At 66.1% G+C, this 15,387-nt stretch carries 13 protein-coding genes; 2 read left to right on the top strand and 11 right to left on the bottom strand.

Going from position 1 to position 15,387, the window contains the following annotated elements; translation table 11 throughout:
- Positions 1-84: 84 nt before the first annotated feature.
- From ABIA45_RS03125 to flgB, 8 genes are all read right to left on the bottom strand, one after another.
- Positions 85-1,086, bottom strand: a complete 1,002-nt coding sequence (locus ABIA45_RS03125; protein ID WP_404651052.1) for a Tim44 domain-containing protein — start codon at positions 1,084-1,086, stop codon at positions 85-87.
- Between the two features lie 229 nt (positions 1,087-1,315).
- On the bottom strand, positions 1,316-3,904 hold the full coding sequence (cckA, locus tag ABIA45_RS03120) for a cell cycle histidine kinase CckA (RefSeq protein ID WP_404651051.1): 2,589 nt from the start codon (positions 3,902-3,904) through the stop codon (positions 1,316-1,318).
- 155 nt (positions 3,905-4,059) lie between these two features.
- The gene (gene flhB, locus ABIA45_RS03115) at positions 4,060-5,139 is read right to left on the bottom strand and encodes a flagellar biosynthesis protein FlhB (RefSeq protein ID WP_404651050.1); all 1,080 of its coding nucleotides are present in this window, start codon (positions 5,137-5,139) and stop codon (positions 4,060-4,062) included.
- A gap of 13 nt (positions 5,140-5,152) precedes the next feature.
- Positions 5,153-5,923, bottom strand: coding sequence for a flagellar biosynthetic protein FliR (gene fliR / locus ABIA45_RS03110; protein WP_157280795.1), 771 nt, complete (start codon positions 5,921-5,923; stop codon positions 5,153-5,155).
- A gap of 17 nt (positions 5,924-5,940) precedes the next feature.
- Complete coding sequence (gene fliQ / locus ABIA45_RS03105; RefSeq protein ID WP_025037372.1) at positions 5,941-6,204, bottom strand: flagellar biosynthesis protein FliQ; 264 nt, start codon at positions 6,202-6,204, stop codon at positions 5,941-5,943.
- Between the two features lie 107 nt (positions 6,205-6,311).
- Positions 6,312-6,620 carry a flagellar hook-basal body complex protein FliE gene (gene fliE, locus ABIA45_RS03100; RefSeq protein ID WP_036043790.1) on the bottom strand — a complete coding sequence of 103 codons (309 nt, stop codon included), beginning with the start codon at positions 6,618-6,620 and terminating at the stop codon, positions 6,312-6,314.
- Positions 6,621-6,636: 16 nt separating this feature from the next.
- A complete protein-coding gene (gene flgC / locus ABIA45_RS03095; RefSeq protein ID WP_036013073.1) occupies positions 6,637-7,062 on the bottom strand; it encodes a flagellar basal body rod protein FlgC in 426 nt (141 codons plus the stop codon).
- 19 nt (positions 7,063-7,081) lie between these two features.
- Positions 7,082-7,486, bottom strand: a complete 405-nt coding sequence (gene flgB, locus ABIA45_RS03090) for a flagellar basal body rod protein FlgB (RefSeq protein WP_404651049.1) — start codon at positions 7,484-7,486, stop codon at positions 7,082-7,084.
- Between the two features lie 351 nt (positions 7,487-7,837).
- On the opposite strand from flgB, the gene ABIA45_RS03085 reads away from it, so the two are divergent.
- Together ABIA45_RS03085 and fliP are read left to right on the top strand one after the other, a co-directional pair.
- Positions 7,838-8,812 (top strand): flagellar biosynthetic protein FliO, encoded by a 975-nt coding sequence (locus tag ABIA45_RS03085; RefSeq protein ID WP_157280797.1) that lies wholly within the window; start codon positions 7,838-7,840, stop codon positions 8,810-8,812.
- Entirely contained in the window at positions 8,809-9,567 is a 759-nt protein-coding gene (fliP, locus tag ABIA45_RS03080; RefSeq protein ID WP_036013079.1) for a flagellar type III secretion system pore protein FliP, read from the top strand. Before ABIA45_RS03085 ends, fliP begins: the two co-directional genes overlap by 4 nt.
- Positions 9,568-9,756: 189 nt before the next feature.
- On the opposite strand, the gene ABIA45_RS03075 is transcribed toward fliP, so the two are convergent.
- The 3 genes from ABIA45_RS03075 to ABIA45_RS03065 all read right to left on the bottom strand — a co-directional run bounded on the left by ABIA45_RS03075 (position 9,757) and on the right by ABIA45_RS03065 (position 15,314).
- On the bottom strand, positions 9,757-13,479 hold the full coding sequence (locus ABIA45_RS03075; RefSeq protein WP_404651048.1) for a tetratricopeptide repeat protein: 3,723 nt from the start codon (positions 13,477-13,479) through the stop codon (positions 9,757-9,759).
- 214 nt (positions 13,480-13,693) lie between these two features.
- Positions 13,694-14,599, bottom strand: coding sequence for a tetratricopeptide repeat protein (locus tag ABIA45_RS03070; RefSeq protein ID WP_275511341.1), 906 nt, complete (start codon positions 14,597-14,599; stop codon positions 13,694-13,696).
- Between the two features lie 64 nt (positions 14,600-14,663).
- Entirely contained in the window at positions 14,664-15,314 is a 651-nt protein-coding gene (locus ABIA45_RS03065; RefSeq protein ID WP_157280800.1) for a FecR domain-containing protein, read from the bottom strand.
- Between the last annotated feature and the right edge of the window lie 73 nt (positions 15,315-15,387).

Here is a 15,387-nt window from a genome sequence, read left to right as displayed (position 1 = left end):
ATTCCGATGCCGTGCTGCGAGAGGCCCAAAAGAAAAGGGCGCCGTGCCGAAGCACGACGCCCTGGTTCCTCATCTCGTCCGCGATCAGTTGGTCTGCTGAATCGCTGACAATTCCCAGCCTGTGCCCGGCCGGCGGGCGAAGGTCCAGATCTCGGTCGCCTCGCCCGGCTGCTCGCTGCCGGCGACGATTGCGCCGGTGTTGCGATCCACCGTCTTGTCGGTGAGCGCGAAGCGCAGCGCCACCGTGGCATAGTCGGTCTCGCCTTCGCGCCAGGCTTCCGCGAGGTCGCCCTGCAACAGCTTCACATCCGTGACCTTGTTGACCACATTGCGGGCGCGGTTCTGGGCGAGGTCCTGCTCGAAATAGGAGACCATTTCCGGCGTCGCGAGCGTGTGCAGCTTGGCCACGTCCTCGTTCGACCAGGCGGCCTGGACGTCGCCGAGCAGGCGCTCGAACGCCTCATAGTCGTCCGGCTTGATCTCGAGCGGCGCGTTGTTGGCGCCGAAGCCGAAGCCGCCGAGGCCGCCACCAAGACCGCTGCGATAGTTCGTCTGCGGTCCGGGCGCTGCGCCGGCCTCAGCATTGGCGTAAGCCGCCCGCGGAGCGTGACGGCGCTGCCACCAGGACATCGCCAGCCGGACCACGAGCACCACCAGCGCGATCTGGATGATCAGGCCGATGATCGAGGACAGGCCGCCGAGGCCGCCGAACAGGCCGCCACCGAACAGCATGCCGAGCAGGCCGGCGCCGAGGAAGCCGGCTGCAAGGCCGCCCATGAAGCCGCCGGCGCGGCCAAACAGGCCGCCGCGCGCCGGCGCGGTCGCCGCCGAGTTCATGCCTGCGCCCGGCTGGGTGTAGGTGCGATTGAACTGCGAGGCCGAGCCGGGTGCGGTCGTGGTCGACGGCGGCGCCGAATAGGAGCGCGTACCGCGCGAACCGGACGACATGCCGCCACCCGCGCGGGCGTCGGCCGACGAGATCGTCAGCGCGGTCGGCAGCGCAAGCGCCAGCACGACGGCGATCGTGTTGAAGAATTTCCGGGAGCGAAGCGAGAAAGTCATGTGCGTTTCCCAAATCCCCGGCATGGGGACGTGCCCCTAAGATGGTCAGACTTCCCGAAAAGTGAAGCCGGTTTCGAAACTTGCGGCTGCGGCCCTCAGTCGCGGGGATGTGGCAAAAGCCCATATATGACAGGGGTTTTACGGGAACCATTGGAGGATGCTTACCGCCGGGTTTACGACCCGATTTCCGCTTTTCCCCGGGTCCGCGAGCCGAGCTGGCCCACAGCCGTCATTGCGAGGAGAGCGGCAGGTCTCACCCCTGCTTCGTCATCGTCTCCTTCACCGCCGCGACGAGCTGGCTGAGCGTGAAGGGCTTTGGCAAGAAGTCGAACTGCTGGCCTTCGGGCAGGCTCTTCTCGAAGGCATCCTCGGCATAGCCGGAGACGAAGATGAACTTGATGTCGGGGTTCTTCTCGCGCATGGCCTTCAACAGCGTCGGGCCGTCCATCTCCGGCATGACGACGTCGGAGACGACGAGATCGATCGCGCCACTTTGCTCGTCCAGCACCTCCATGGCCTCGACGCCGTTCTCGGCCTCGACCACGGTGTAGCCGCGCGAGCGCAGGCCGCGGGCATTGAGCGCGCGCAGGCCCTCCTCGTCCTCGACCAGCAGGATGGTGCCCTGCCCGGTGAGGTCGGTACGCGGCTTCGCCTCTGCCGCCGCCGCGGGCGCGGCTTCCTTCGCGGCGCCGCTGGTCGCGCCGATTGCGGCTGCGGGCTGCTCGACCTGCACCTCCGGTTCGGCGATGTGGCGCGGCAGGAAGATGTGGAACGAGGTGCCCTGCCCCGGCTCGGAATCGACGTAGATGAAGCCGCCGGTCTGCTTGACGATGCCGTAGACGGTGGAGAGCCCGAGGCCCGTGCCCTTGCCAACCTCTTTGGTCGAGAAGAACGGCTCGAAGATCTTGTCGCGGATGTCGGCGGGGATGCCGGTGCCGGTGTCGGCGACCTCGATGCGGACATAATCCGCGGCGGGCATGCCCTTGTAGGCGAGCTTGCCCGCATCGTCACTGGTGACGTTGGCGGTGCGGATGATCAGCTTGCCGCCGTCAGGCATGGCGTCGCGCGCGTTCACCGCGAGGTTGACGATCACCTGCTCGAACTGGGAGACGTCGACCTTCACCGGCCAGAGGTCGCGGCCGTGGACGAGGTCGAGCTTGACCTTCTCGCCGATCAGCCGGCGCAGCAGCATGGTGAGATCGGACAGCGCGTCGCCGAGATCGAGCACCTGCGGCCGCAGCGTCTGCCGCCGCGAGAACGCCAGCAACTGCCGCACCAGGGTGGCGGCGCGCGTTGCGTTCTGCTTGATCTGCATGATGTCCTGGAAGGACGGGTCGGTCGGCTTGTGCGCGTTCAGCAGGAAGTCGTTCGCCATCATGATGGCGGACAGCACGTTGTTGAAGTCGTGGGCGATGCCGCCGGCGAGCTGGCCGACCGTCTCCATCTTCTGCGACTGGTTGATCTGGTTTTCCAGCGCGCGCCGCTCGGTGGTCTCGAGCATGTGCACGATGGCGGCTTCCGCCTCGGTCTCGGCCGAATCGACCGGCGTCACGAAGAACTGGCCCCAGCGCTCCTTGGCCCCTTCCAGCGCCACCTCGACCGGCGCGATATCGGCCTTGCCGTCGGCGGCCTGGTTGATGGCCGCGATCAGGAGGTGCCGGTCGCGCGCATTGACCGCGCGGAAGATCGACTTGGAAGAGGTGTCGAGCCCCAGCGCCTGACTGAGCTTGGCGTAGCGCGCATTGGCGCGCACCACGTTGCCGGCGCGATCGACGGTCGCGATCGCCATCGGCGTGTGGTCGAAGAAGCGCATGAAGCGCACTTCGGCGGCACGATCAGGGTCGCTGCGCTCGTCGCGGGCGCGGCTTATCACGAGCGTGCGCGAGGGCCCCGGCGCGCCGTCGGCGCCGAAGGCGAGCTTGTGATAGAGCCGCACCGGCATGGTCTTGCCGGTGCGCATGCGCAGGTCGATGTCGAACACCTCGGTCTTCACCTCGCCCGGCACCGCCACGATCGAGGTCAAGAGCGATGCGCCGTCGCCGGAGACGATATCGGTGAGCTTCAGGCCGCCGGAGCCGATCTCGGCGAGGTCGTAGTCGAGCCAGTTCGCCAATGTCGCGTTGACATAGGCGAGCTCGCCGGCCGGATTGACCGAGAAGAAGCCGCACGGGGCGTGATCGAGATATTCGATCGCGTGCTGGAGCTCCTGGAACACGTCCTCCTGGCGTTCTCGGTCGCGCGTGATGTCGGCGATCGACCACACCGCGTATTTCGCCTCCCGCTTGCCGGTGCCGAGCGGGCGCACGCGCATGCGCAGCCAGCGGCCCTGATTGCCGTCATGGCCGGAGATGCGCACCTCTTCCTGCTGCCGCTTGCCCTCGCGCGCGGCCTTGAGCAGCCGGAACACGGCTTCCGAGACGTCGGGGTTGCCGATGAAGACGCGCTCGACCGGGCGCACGTCCTGCGGGCCGGTGGCGCCGGTCAGCGTCAGATAGGCGGCATTGGAATAGACCACGTGTCCGCGCGCGTCGGTGACCGCGAGGCCGTCGAAGGCGTGATCGGAGATGCGGCCGATGATGGGGTCGTCGAGATTGCGGTCGGCGAAGCGGATGATGCCGGCGGCGAAGGCGAACAGGTTGAACAGGCCGACCATCGCCAGCACGGCGAGGATACCGAGGATATAGGGCTGCGCCTGGGCGCGCCCGAGCGTCATCAGCCCGACCGCCACGGCGACGAGGCCGGCGGCCACCAGCAGCACCAGCGCAATGCTGCCCGAGCGCGGCGACGGCTCGTGCGCCGCAACGGGCTCGCGTGTGAGGTCGTGGTCGGTCTCGGCGGTCATTCTCGAGCTGGCGCAGCCTGTCGGCAGAGAATCAACGCGCCACGGGGCGCATGGGGTCCTCCCTGCCTGAATCGGACCCTAAGGTGCAAGGGCAGCAGCGGCGAAAGGTACGCTGATTCCCAGATTACGGCCATTTCCGGTACTTTTCGGGCATCTTATCCCCGCCCGGCACTGAATCCGCGCTTCAGGCGCATGACGTAACCGATGACTTCGGCGACGGCATGGTAGTGCTCGGTCGGGATTTCCTGGTCGATGTCCACCGTGGCGTAGAGCGCGCGCGCCAGCGGCACGTTCTCCACGATCGGGATGTCGTGCTCGCGGGCGATCTCCCGGATCTTGAAGGCGAGGTTGTCGACGCCCTTGGCGACGCAGATCGGCGCGGTCATGCCGCGCTCGTAGGACAGCGCCACCGAATAGTGGGTCGGGTTGGTGATGATCACGGAGGCCTTGGGAACCGCCGCCATCATGCGTTTCTTGGCGCGCTGCTGCCGCAGCTGCCTGATCTTGCCCTTGATGTGGGGGTCGCCTTCGGACTGCTTGTACTCTTCCTTGATCTCCTGGAGCGACATCTTCTGCCGCTGGAACCAGCTTCGGTACTGGAAGAAATAGTCGGCGATGGCGACGATCGCGAGCGCGGCGACCACCGCGCCGAGCAGTTGGATGGTCATGCTGGTGCTGGCGCCGAGCATGGCGGCCGGATCGAGCCTGACCATCGCCTCCATGCGGTGCCGCTCCGGCCACAGGATCATGGTCATGACCACGGCCAAGGCGACCAGCTTGCCGATGCCCTTGAGAAAATTGGCCGCCGCCTGTTTGCCGAAGATGCGTTTGAAGCCGGCGCCCGGCGAAATCTTGTTGAATTTGGGCTTGAGGGACTCGGCCGACCAAACCAGCCGGTGCTGCAGCATGTTGCCGGCGATGGCCGCCAGCACCAGCATCAACAGGGGCACGCCGATCGCGGCAAGCACGGCGAACTCGATCTGCTGCATCAGCGCGAGCAGGGCCTTGCCGTCGGTCTTGATCATCCAGGAATTGGCAAGCAGGTTGCGCATCGGCGTCAGCAGCCCGCTGCCGACCGAGCCCGAGAAGGTGGAGACGACGAGCGTGCCGCCCGCCATCATGAACCAGGTGTTGATCTCCTGGCTCTTGGCGACGTCGCCGCGTTCGAGCGCATCGTCGAGGCGCTTTTGCGTCGGGTCTTCTGTTTGACTTTCGGGATCGTTGTCTTCCGCCACCGATCGATCCCCCTCACTTGAGCGGCATCATCTGGTGCATGACACCGATGAAGTAGTCGAGAAAGGTGCCCATCATCGCGGTGAGCACCACGGCAAGCACCAGGAAGCCCGCGAAGATCGACAGCGGCACGCCGACGAAATAGACCTGCATCTGTGGCATCAGCCGCGCCAGCACGCCCAGTCCGATATTGAAGACGAGGCCGAACACCAGGAACGGCCCGGAGAGCTGCAAGCCGAGGCGGAACGCGGCGGAGAAGGCGCGCGTCGCAAGCGAGGCGACGTCGCCGCTCGACACGGTCTCGCCCGGCGAGAAGATCCTGTAGCTGTCGTTCAGCGCCGCGATCACCAGATGATGGCTGTCGGTGGCAAACAGCAGCGTCACGCCCAGCATGGTCAGGAAGTTGCCGACCAGCACGCCCTGCTGGCCCTGCGTCGGATCGACCGAGGTGACGAAGCCGAGCCCCATCTGCTGCGCGATCACGGATCCCGCAACCTGGAGCGCCGACAACGTCACGCGCGCGGTCGCGCCGAGCACGATGCCGATCGCGATCTCATGCAGCATCAGCACCAGCAGCGGGGCCAGCGAGCCCATGTCGACCTGATAGGCGTTGCGATGCAGCGGCAGGATGATCAGCGTGAGCAGCAGCGCGATCGACAGCTTGATCCGCGTCGGGATGTTGGTCTCGCCGAGGCCGGGCAGCAGCATCACCATCGCGCCGACCCGGGCGAAGGCGAGCATGAAGGAAGCGGCGAGCGCCGGCAGCAGCGAGACGTCGATGCGCATAATTCACGCATAGTGCCTCAGCCGCCTATGATTCGCGACGATATCCGCAGCATGTGGGCGTGCATCGAATCGGCCATGAACGGCAGCGCCAACAGCATCGTGGCAAAGATGGCGAGGATCTTCGGCACGTAGATCAGCGTCTGCTCCTGGATCTGCGTCAGCGCCTGGAACAGCGACACGATGACGCCGACCACGAGGCCGACCACCATCAGCGGCGACGACACGATCACGATGGTCCAGATCGCATCGCGCGCGACGTCGAGGGTCTCGGGTCCGGTCATTTGGAGGTTCCGATGGGGTTAGAGGAAGGCGCGAGAAGCGAGTAGCGAATGGCGAGTAGCGGATGGTGGCCAGAGCTGGCCATTCGCCATTCGCCACTCGCTTCAAATCAGATCGGCATCTTCATGATGTCTTCATAGGCCGCGATGACACGGTCGCGGACCGAGACCAGTGTGGACACCGCGACATCGGTGTCTGCGACCGCCGTAACCACGTCCATCACGTTGGCCTTGCCGGAGGCCATTGCCACGGTCTGCGCGTCGGACTTGCGGCCGGATTCCACGACGCTGCCGACGGCGTCCTTCAGCAGCGCGGCGAAGGATTGCCCGTTCGGTTCGCTGCCCTTGCCGGCGCCGGTGTTCTCGAGCACGCGGGCGAGGCTGGCGTAAGCATTGGCGGCGATTGTCGGTGATGCCATGGCTTAAATGTCCTGTTCAGCTCTTGAGGATGTCGAGCGTGCGCTGGATCATCCGGCGCGTCGCACTGATGATGTTGAGGTTGGCCTCGTAGGACCGCTGTGCGTCGCGCATGTCGGTCATCTCGACCACCGAGTTCACGTTGGGATATTTGACGTTGCCGCTGGCATCCGCCGCCGGATTGTTCGGCTCGTATCTGACGCGGAAGGCGGACTGGTCGGGCTTGATCCTGCCGAGGGTGACGACCTGCGCGTCGAGCGTGCGGTCGAGCGCGGATGAGAAAGTCGGCACCTTGCGCCGGTAGGGATCGCCGCCGGCAGTCTGCGCCGTCGAATCCGCATTCGCGATGTTCTCCGAGATCACCCGCATGCGGCCGGCCTGCGCGCGCAGGCCCGAGGTCGCGATTGCCATGGAGCGGGCGAAGTCGCTGCTGTCATTTGCCATGATCCGCCTCCTTTAGGGCCTAACCTTTGCCGATCGCGGTCTTCAGCAGGCGCAGGCTCTTCGAATAGAGCGAGGTCACCGCCGCGTAATCCATCTGGTTGCTGGCGGCCCTCATCATCTCCTCCTCGAGATTGACGGCATTGCCGGCCGGGCGGGTCTCGAAGCCCGCATTCTTGTTCTGGTCGAAGGCGGAAGGGGCCCCCGACGGCGCCAAATGCGAGGCGCTGGTCCGGGTCAGGACCAAGGGCCCCATGGACCCCGTGACGGTGCCGGCCTTGTCGAACTTGGGCTCGACCAGGTCGCGCGGCCGGAATTTCGGCGTGTCGGAATTGGAGACGTTCTCGGACAGGACGCGCTGGCGCTCCTGATGCCACTGCATCTTGGTGCGAAGCACCGACAGTTCCGGAATATCGTTGATGGACATCGTCGCGGCCCCCTCCGCCCCGACGGACCCTAGGGACCGCCGCTAGGCAGAATTTGCCGCCTGTATGGTTAACAGCTGGTTAAGGACCGGTCGTGATGCATGTCCCCAGCCGAAACTGATTCTTGCGCCCCGCCATTCGACGCCGCGAAAAGTGGCATTAACCCAGCCGTTTGGCGAGACGTGCACAGGGCAAGAAGTCGTTTTGGATCGGGCGATTCATGGGTTATTAAGAGTTGGGGACGGCAAAACTTGCCGTGGAACGTTAATAAATCGCAGTTTGGGGCATCGTCCGCCGGTGGTCGATTCGACTGACCATGGGCACGAAAAAAGCGCCATTTGTCGGGGACAAGTATGCAAGGCAGCCCTATCACCTTCATCGTCGCGTTCATCGTCGTTCTGGCGTTGATCGGCGTCGCTGCATGGCTGGTTCGCCGATTCGCCGGAAGCCGCATCGGCGCCAACACCCAGCGCGGCCGGATGCCCCGCCTCGCCGTGATCGACGCCGCCGCGGTCGACGGCCGGCGCCGCCTGGTGCTGGTCCGGCGCGACAATGTCGAGCATCTGCTGATGATCGGCGGCCCGACCGACATCGTCGTCGAGCCCAACATCGTTCGCGCCGCGCCCAGCCGCGACCAGATTCCGCAACGTCCGAGTGCCGCCGAACCGCCGCGCCTTGCCCCCCTGCCCGATGCCGGCGGCTGGGCCGACGACGCGCCGCGGCCCGAGCTGCTCGATCATCCCGAACCGCAAATGCCCGAGCCACCGCCGCGGCCCGCGCGGCCATCCTTCGCCGACGAAGTGCGCCGGCCTGCGCCTGCACTGGCCGAACGCCGCAGCGAGCCGGCTCTTGGCGGCTTTACGCCGGAGCCGATCGCGCCACGTCCCGAGCGCGAACCGAGGCCCGAGCCGCTGCCGCCGCGCATCGCCCGCGGCGAGCCGCCGCTGATGCCGCGTCCGCCGCGCGGCAGTGAGCCGATGAAGATGCCGCCGGTGCGGGCCGAGCGCGCCGCGGCACCACCGCCTCCTCCACCCGTGCCGCAGGCTGCGCCCGTTCCCCCGCCGGCAGCGGCTGCCGCGCCCTCGAGCGCCGAGCAGAATCTCGCCGAAATGGCGCAGCGACTCGAGGCTGCCCTGCGCCGCCCGGCCGGGGAAGCGGTCGCGCCTCCGGTTGCGCCCGAGCCGCCGCCCGCTCCGGCGCGCGCCGCCCGCAGCGAGCCGCCGGCACCGCCCGCTGCGCCGGCGAAGCCGGCTGCGGAAAAGACCAGCTTTGAAAATCTCGAAGACGAGATGGCCTCCCTGCTCGGCCGTCCGAAGCCGTCTTCGTGAGGTTGCCGGCCCTCCCGCGTAGAGTTCTTTTCCTTTCTGTCCTGGTCGGCGCGGCTTCGCTCGCAATGCCGTCGCATGCCCAGGACATCAGCATCAATCTCGGCGGCGGCGCTGGTGGCGGCGGCGTCACCGAGCGCGCGATCCAGCTGATCGCGCTGCTCACGGTGCTCTCAATCGCCCCGTCGATCCTGATCATGATGACGTCGTTCACGCGCATCGTCGTGGTGCTGTCGCTGCTGCGCACCGCGATGGGCACAGCGACCGCCCCGCCGAACTCGGTGATCATCGCGCTCGCGATGTTCCTGACCTTCTTCGTGATGGGCCCCGTGCTGCAGAAATCCTACGACGAGGGCATCCGCCCGCTTGTCGCCAACCAGATCGGCGTCGAGGATGCATTCCAGCGCGCCTCCGTGCCGCTGCGCGGCTTCATGCAGAAGAACGTGCGCGAAAAGGACCTGAAGCTGTTCCTGGATCTCTCCGGCGAGCCGCCGCCGGCCACGCCCGACGATCTCGCACTTCGCATTCTCGTCCCCGCCTTCATGATCTCCGAGCTGAAGCGCGCCTTCGAGATCGGCTTCCTGTTGTTCCTGCCCTTCCTGATCATCGACCTCGTCGTCGCCTCGGTGCTGATGTCGATGGGCATGATGATGCTGCCGCCGGCGACGATCTCGCTGCCGTTCAAGCTGATCTTCTTCGTGCTGGTCGACGGCTGGTCGCTGGTGGCCGGGAGCTTGGTGCAGAGTTACGGGGGGTGAGGGCTTCGTTCGCTGCCGCGTCCTTTCCGCTCTCAGCGGCAGCCCCCGCTCTCTCCTCGTCATTGCGAGGAGCCCTTGCGACGAAGCAATCCAAACTGCCGCCGCGGAGAGACTCTGGATTGCTTCGCTGCGCTCGCAATGACGAGTTTGCGGCGCGGTCACGGGCCGCGCTTCGCGCGGCACCAAGCTCTACCGCGTCATCTTGATCTGCCGCACGACCGGAATCGTGGGGAGGGAGCCGGTGTGGTCGCTCGTATCTTTGGCCTGCGGCGCGCCGGGCGCGCGGGCGGTGGCGTCGGGGAAGCGCTGCTTCATCTCGCGCAGGAAGCCGTCGAGCGTGTCGACGCTGGCAGCGAGCTTGGCGATCTCGGCGAATTCGGCGCTGGAGGCTGCGGCCGGCTTGCTCGCAATGTCGAAGGCGAGACGGTCGGCGCTCTCGCTCATCAGCGGGGCGTACTTCTCGCGGAAGCGCGACAGGCCGATCGAGTCGTCGGCGAGGGCGTAGCCGACGGCAGCGCGGATGATGTCGCTCTTCTCGACCGCATTGAGCGGCTTGAAGTCGCGGAAGCGGTCTCCGTAATAGAGCTCGATCTGCTCGGCGGACTCGCGCCAGCGCCGCGCCGCCCAGAAGATGTCGGAGCGCAGGCGGAGCACTTCCCGCCCGGCGACGTTGGAGACGATGTCGAGCGCAAGATCGTGACGGCCGACGTCGCTCTGCGCACGCGCTTCCAGCAGCAGGCGCTGCTGCCTGAGCTCGCCGGAGAGATCGCTGATGCGGCTCGCGCGCAGCGCGGTGATGGCCAAGTCGGGCTTGCGGTTGGCGAGATAGATCATGGCGAGGCGCGCGGCGACCTGGGCGCGCGCGGCGCCTTCGAGGCGATGATCGATCTGGTATTGCAGGAGCTCGGCGGCCTGGTCGAGCAGATCGATCGAGGCGAGACGGTCGGCGAGACGGCGGATCAGCTCGTCGCCGCGGCGGCCGATCGGCGTCAGCTCGCGGAACTCGTAGAACATCCCGAGCGCCTCGACCGGCGGCAGCTCGTCGCCCTTCGGCCCGAGGAAGAGCTGCGTGAACAGCTCGGAGGCGAGATCCTGCGCCTGACGCGAGGCTTCGGCGTTCGGCTGCAGCCGCGTCGCGGTGCGCGCTGCGGTGAGCGCATCGCGGAAGCGCCCGTTCTCGGCATAGAGGCGCGACAGCATCTGCAGCGTCTTGACCTCGATCGCATCGCCGCGCCAGGTCATCGACAGCGTCTCGAGCTCGCGCAGCGCCTCTTCCTTGCCGATCTCGTCGCGCTTCTGACGCAGCGCGATCTCGAGCTGCTTGGCCTCGGCCGCAGCCGGACGATCATTCGAGGCGACCGCGAGCTTGTAATCGTCGAGCGCATCCTTGTCGTGGCCGAGCGCCTCGGCGAGCCGGCCGCGCAGCACGGCGAAGCCTGGCGCGGCCTCGGGCGGGACACCGACCACCTCGAGCTCGTTGCGGCGCTTGGAGGCGCCGGCATAGTCCTTCACCTCGAGGGATGCGCGCATCGCGTCCATCGTCACGATGCGCTGGATGTCGAGCGGCAGCGAGGCGATGGCGAATTCGACGTTCTTGAACTTTTCGCGCGCATCGGCCCATTTGCCCTGGCGCGCATAGGCGAGCGCCTTCCAAAGCTGGGAATCGTGGCTATTGCCGATCGCAGGATTGGCGAGATCCTTCAGGCCCTGCGCCGGCCGGCCGATCAGGATGTTGGCGATCGCATGCGTGATCAGCGCGCCGCTCTCCTCCTTGTTGAGCGGATCGCTCAGCATCACGTCGGTCACGGCCTTGGCCTCGTGATACATGGCGCGCGACATGTAGAATTGCGCAAGATCGAGCCGCGGCAGCGAACGCAGCGCCGGCTCGACCGCCGAGATCGCCGTCATCAGTTCGCCCTGGCGCGCCATGAAGTTTTCCGACTGGCCCTTGCGCCAGCCTTCGGGACTGAAGATCGGGCGCACGGCGGTCGGCGCCCGCTCGGCCGAGATGTCGACCGGCGACAGGGTCAAACCGCCCTTCTTGCCGAGAATGACCTTGTCGGAGCCGACCTCGACGCCGATCTCGTCGGAGTTCGGCCGGATCGCGATGCCGTGCGCGGATTCCAGCAGCGAGAGATCGACGAGGTCCTGCCGCTTGATGAAGCCGCGCACCGGCCGCAGCGCGGTGACGACATAGAGCGTGTCGCCGGCATCCGGATCGGTGAGCTTGTGCAGCTGGCCTGGATTGGCGAACGGGATCGCGATATTGGCGAGCGCGGGATCGGTGATGTTGCGCGACATCATCAGCGGCAGCGGCGTCGACTGGATCTTGTCGGCGAGCGTCAACATCCAGTTGGTCTCCTTGCCGACCTCCTCGCTCGTCAGCGAATAGACCAGCGGACGTGTGAGACGGATGCGCACCGCCTGTCCCTTGTCGAGCGGGACCCGGCCGACCTCGCCGATCATCGCGCCGCCCTTGGTGCGGATCGCCTCGACATCGACGGGCTTCGGCGTATCGAACACCAGCCACACGGTGTCGCCGCGGCGGAACGCCGCCGCCGGCGTTGCAACCTGAAGCGGGAACGTCACGCGCAAGCCGTCGCTGTCCCGGCGCACATCGACGCTGGCAATCGCGGGCGCGACCGGCACCTCCGCCGGCCCAGCCTTGGCAGCATCCTTGACCGGTTCCTTCGCGACCTCCCTGGGCGCTTCGACGGGCGCAGCCGCAGCCGCCGGCGCCGGCGCCGGCTTCGCAGCTTCCTTAGGCGGTTGGGCCGCTTCGGCCGCGGGAGAGGCTGCCGGTTTCGGCGCTTCGGCGGGCGGCAGCGCGGCGGGCGCTTCCACCTTCACCTCGGGCTTGATGTCGATCCTGGCCTCGCGCGCGATCGTCTCGGAGGTCGGCGGTGGGATCTCGCGATGGGCGTCCTTCTTCTCGGCGGCGGGCTTTTCCGGTGCAGGTGCAGGTGCAGGTGCAGGTGCAGGTGCAGCGGCAGCCGCCGGCCCGCGACCGGCCGGCTTCATCTGCGCGATCGTCGCCTCGGGCGTTGCCGCCAACTTACCCTTGTCGGGCTGGAAGGAGACGTCGACGACGTAGTTCTTCTCGTCGCGGAACGAATGCACGTCGGCATCGCCGATCAGCGCGATCTCGACATTGGTCTGGTCGATATCGGATTTCTGCTTGATCGAGGCGACGTTCGGCGGCGCGGCGAGGACCGCGTCCGCCAGGTCGAAATTGAGATTGGCGTTGAAGACGAGCGTCAGCTTCTGCTCGTTGAGCACGGAGGAGACGCCGACCCCGTCGGGCATCTCGAACACGAAGCGCACGAACGTCGGCTGCACCGAGGCGCGCACGCGGATCGGCGGACGCTTCCTGGACTCCGCGGCGGCACGCTGGGCGCGCAGCGCACGCTCGGCCACGCGTGCCCGCTCGGCAAGCTCCTTGACCACGTCCATGGGCAGGCTCGGCGGCTGCCCCTTCCAGCCCTCGGGCAGCAGGTCGATGAAGGTGCGCTCGCCGGCGTTCATGGTGTTGACGGTGACGCGCCGCGCCAGCGACAGGCGGATGGCGCCGCCGTCAGGGTCGCGACGGGCGGAATTGACGTAATCGGGCGCGCCTTCCGGAATGCGCTCGACGGGAACATCGACGGGCCGGTCGAAGCGGATGACGAGGATCGAGCCCGCGGTCGTCACCTCGGAGGGAACGTCCTCGCCGAGCTTGATGACGAGACGGGCAAAGCCGCCACCGGCTGAAAACGTCGCCTCGCCCCTGATCGGATCGGCCGCCCGGCCGGGCGCCGCAAGGCCAAGCAGGAGACAAGCCGCCAACAAGGCCGCGGCGCGGGCGTGACGCGGCAAGCCCCGCGCCGATGCGCGGGCTCGCGACACAAATCCAGCGGCAGCCTCTCGCGCCATTGGCGGCATTTCTTCCGGTTCGGCGGGCATGCCGGCACTGGCGCCGGCCCGTGCCGTCGACTGTAGGTCTCGCCAATTAAGGACTTGTTAATGCTATGTCTTGATTTGCGGGAACAGCACGCCGTGCCGGATGGAGCGGGGGCCGGTCCGCCAGTTTGAATTTGAGACGCAGGCGGTTAAGCAGTTGTTAACGGCTGCACGACGTCGCGGCCTGTCAGTCCCTTTGCGGCACCCCATAGCGGACAAAGTCTTCGGCGATTCGGGCCTCGATCCTTCTGGCCGCCGAGATATCGCTATTGCCGCCGTCTGTGTCGCCGAGCTTGAATCTGGCGACCCCGCGACCGTACAGCGCGCTCGCCAGCTTGGGGGCGTACCGCAGCGCCGCGTTGTAGTCGTCGATAGCCGCGGAGAGTTGTCCCATTTTCAGATTTATCAGGGCTCGCGAATCGTATGTCGCGGCGTTACCCGCTCCCGATCGAAGCACCATGTCGCAGTCCTCCATCGCAGCCTGCAAGGCGCCAAGGACGGCCCGGGCCCAACAGCGTCCGCTCCAAGCCACCTCCATCTTCGGGTCAAGGCGAATTGCTTCGTCATAGTCCTGCGCTGCACGGTCGTACGCATTCCTCTTCAAGAACGCTGCCGCACGGTTGGCAAAGGCAGTGGCATAGTTGGGGTTGAGCTTCAGCGCCTCCTGAAAAGCGCCAAGGGCGAGGTCGTGCGAGCCCGTCCTCAGATAGGCCACTCCGAGGTTGTTGAAGGCTTTCGCATAATTCGGGTTAAGCCGGGTCGCTGCGACGAAGTCCTTGATCGCGCCTTCGTAGTCGGCTTTGGCGCTATGGGCATTGCCCCTGTTGTTGTGGGCGACGGCGAAGCCGTTTGTGCTCCCCTCGCCCGCATCGATAAAGGCCGTGCAGGCTTCGATCCGAGCTTCGGGCGAGACCCGATCTGACCCGTTACATAGCTCGATATTCTTGAGTGAGCTGCTCTTCTTCGACGTCTGCGCCAAGCCTGACGAACCGGACAGTCCAACGATCAGAATGAGCATCCCTGCCCTGATGACACTGGCCCGTGCGATTTTCACACCAAGCGCCGAACTCCGCGAGCGAAACGAAGCACTCATGTTGCGCCTTTCTGCCGGCCGGACGCTGCGCCGGCATCACGGCGGCTTCGATCGAGCAAACTTCTCAGCATCCCCGACAGATAATGAGCCTGCGATTGGCGCTTCGATCGGGCTCCGGCGCCGCGCCGGCCGGCGGCTTCTTCAGGAGCTTGCTTTTGCCCTCTTCGATCAGCGTCGAAAATTTGGCTGACCCGTCATCAGAAATCTCGATGTGCGGCGTCGTACCTCGGATCCCCAACGTGGCGACGGGCGTATCGACCTTCATATCGCCGGTCTTCGCAACATTGCCCGCAACAAAAGTGAACGTTCCCTTGGCAAGACTGAACAGGGTCGCGTTGGACTTGCCGGCCGGCTCATACACATAGTGATCCAGCACGATACGGGCGTTGCTCGATAGATTGAACGAGCTGCCGTCGCTAAAATTTATTCCGACCCGGCCGTCGTCTCCGGTCAGCACCACGTCACCAAGATATACGGGATCACCCCTCTTGGCCCGGCCGGGCTCACTTGAGACATTCGCTTGAACGATCACTGCGCCCGCATGTTCGATCGTGACGGAGCCTGTGGCCGTCGCCACCTTCCCGATCGGTTTGGAAGACGAGTTGGCGTCGGCGGGCCCGGCGGAATCGACTTGCGCTTGAGCCGCACTCGGCGAGAAATTTAGAAGCGCCAAGACCAGGCCCGCCGCTATTGAGAATATTTTGGTTCTGCACATGATCCCCCCTTTCTCGAGAGACCTTGTCGGCTGTCGGCGGCTCCATTTTTTGAGTCGCGACGCGCAGCAACAA

It is taken from the genome of Bradyrhizobium sp. USDA 336, from assembly GCF_044908355.1.
GTDB classification, from domain to species: Bacteria; Pseudomonadota; Alphaproteobacteria; order Rhizobiales; family Xanthobacteraceae; genus Bradyrhizobium; species Bradyrhizobium yuanmingense.
Note: the sequence above shows the minus strand (reverse complement) of the source record. Positions and strands in the feature narration are given on the sequence as shown.

What these genes read in the sequence shown, in the direction of transcription:
- cckA (WP_404651051.1), bottom strand. Translation starts at nt 3,904, where the DNA reads ATGACCGCCGAGACCGACCACGACCTCACACGCGAGCCCGTTGCGGCG.
- flgB (WP_404651049.1), bottom strand. Translation starts at nt 7,486, where the DNA reads ATGTCCATCAACGATATTCCGGAACTGTCGGTGCTTCGCACCAAGATG.
- flgC (WP_036013073.1), bottom strand. Translation starts at nt 7,062, where the DNA reads ATGGCAAATGACAGCAGCGACTTCGCCCGCTCCATGGCAATCGCGACC.
- ABIA45_RS03065 (WP_157280800.1), bottom strand. Translation starts at nt 15,314, where the DNA reads ATGTGCAGAACCAAAATATTCTCAATAGCGGCGGGCCTGGTCTTGGCG.
- ABIA45_RS03125 (WP_404651052.1), bottom strand. Translation starts at nt 1,086, where the DNA reads ATGCCGGGGATTTGGGAAACGCACATGACTTTCTCGCTTCGCTCCCGG.
- fliR (WP_157280795.1), bottom strand. Translation starts at nt 5,923, where the DNA reads ATGCGCATCGACGTCTCGCTGCTGCCGGCGCTCGCCGCTTCCTTCATG.
- fliQ (WP_025037372.1), bottom strand. Translation starts at nt 6,204, where the DNA reads ATGACCGGACCCGAGACCCTCGACGTCGCGCGCGATGCGATCTGGACC.
- ABIA45_RS03070 (WP_275511341.1), bottom strand. Translation starts at nt 14,599, where the DNA reads ATGAGTGCTTCGTTTCGCTCGCGGAGTTCGGCGCTTGGTGTGAAAATC.
- ABIA45_RS03075 (WP_404651048.1), bottom strand. Translation starts at nt 13,479, where the DNA reads ATGGCGCGAGAGGCTGCCGCTGGATTTGTGTCGCGAGCCCGCGCATCG.
- fliE (WP_036043790.1), bottom strand. Translation starts at nt 6,620, where the DNA reads ATGGCATCACCGACAATCGCCGCCAATGCTTACGCCAGCCTCGCCCGC.
- ABIA45_RS03085 (WP_157280797.1), top strand. Translation starts at nt 7,838, where the DNA reads ATGCAAGGCAGCCCTATCACCTTCATCGTCGCGTTCATCGTCGTTCTG.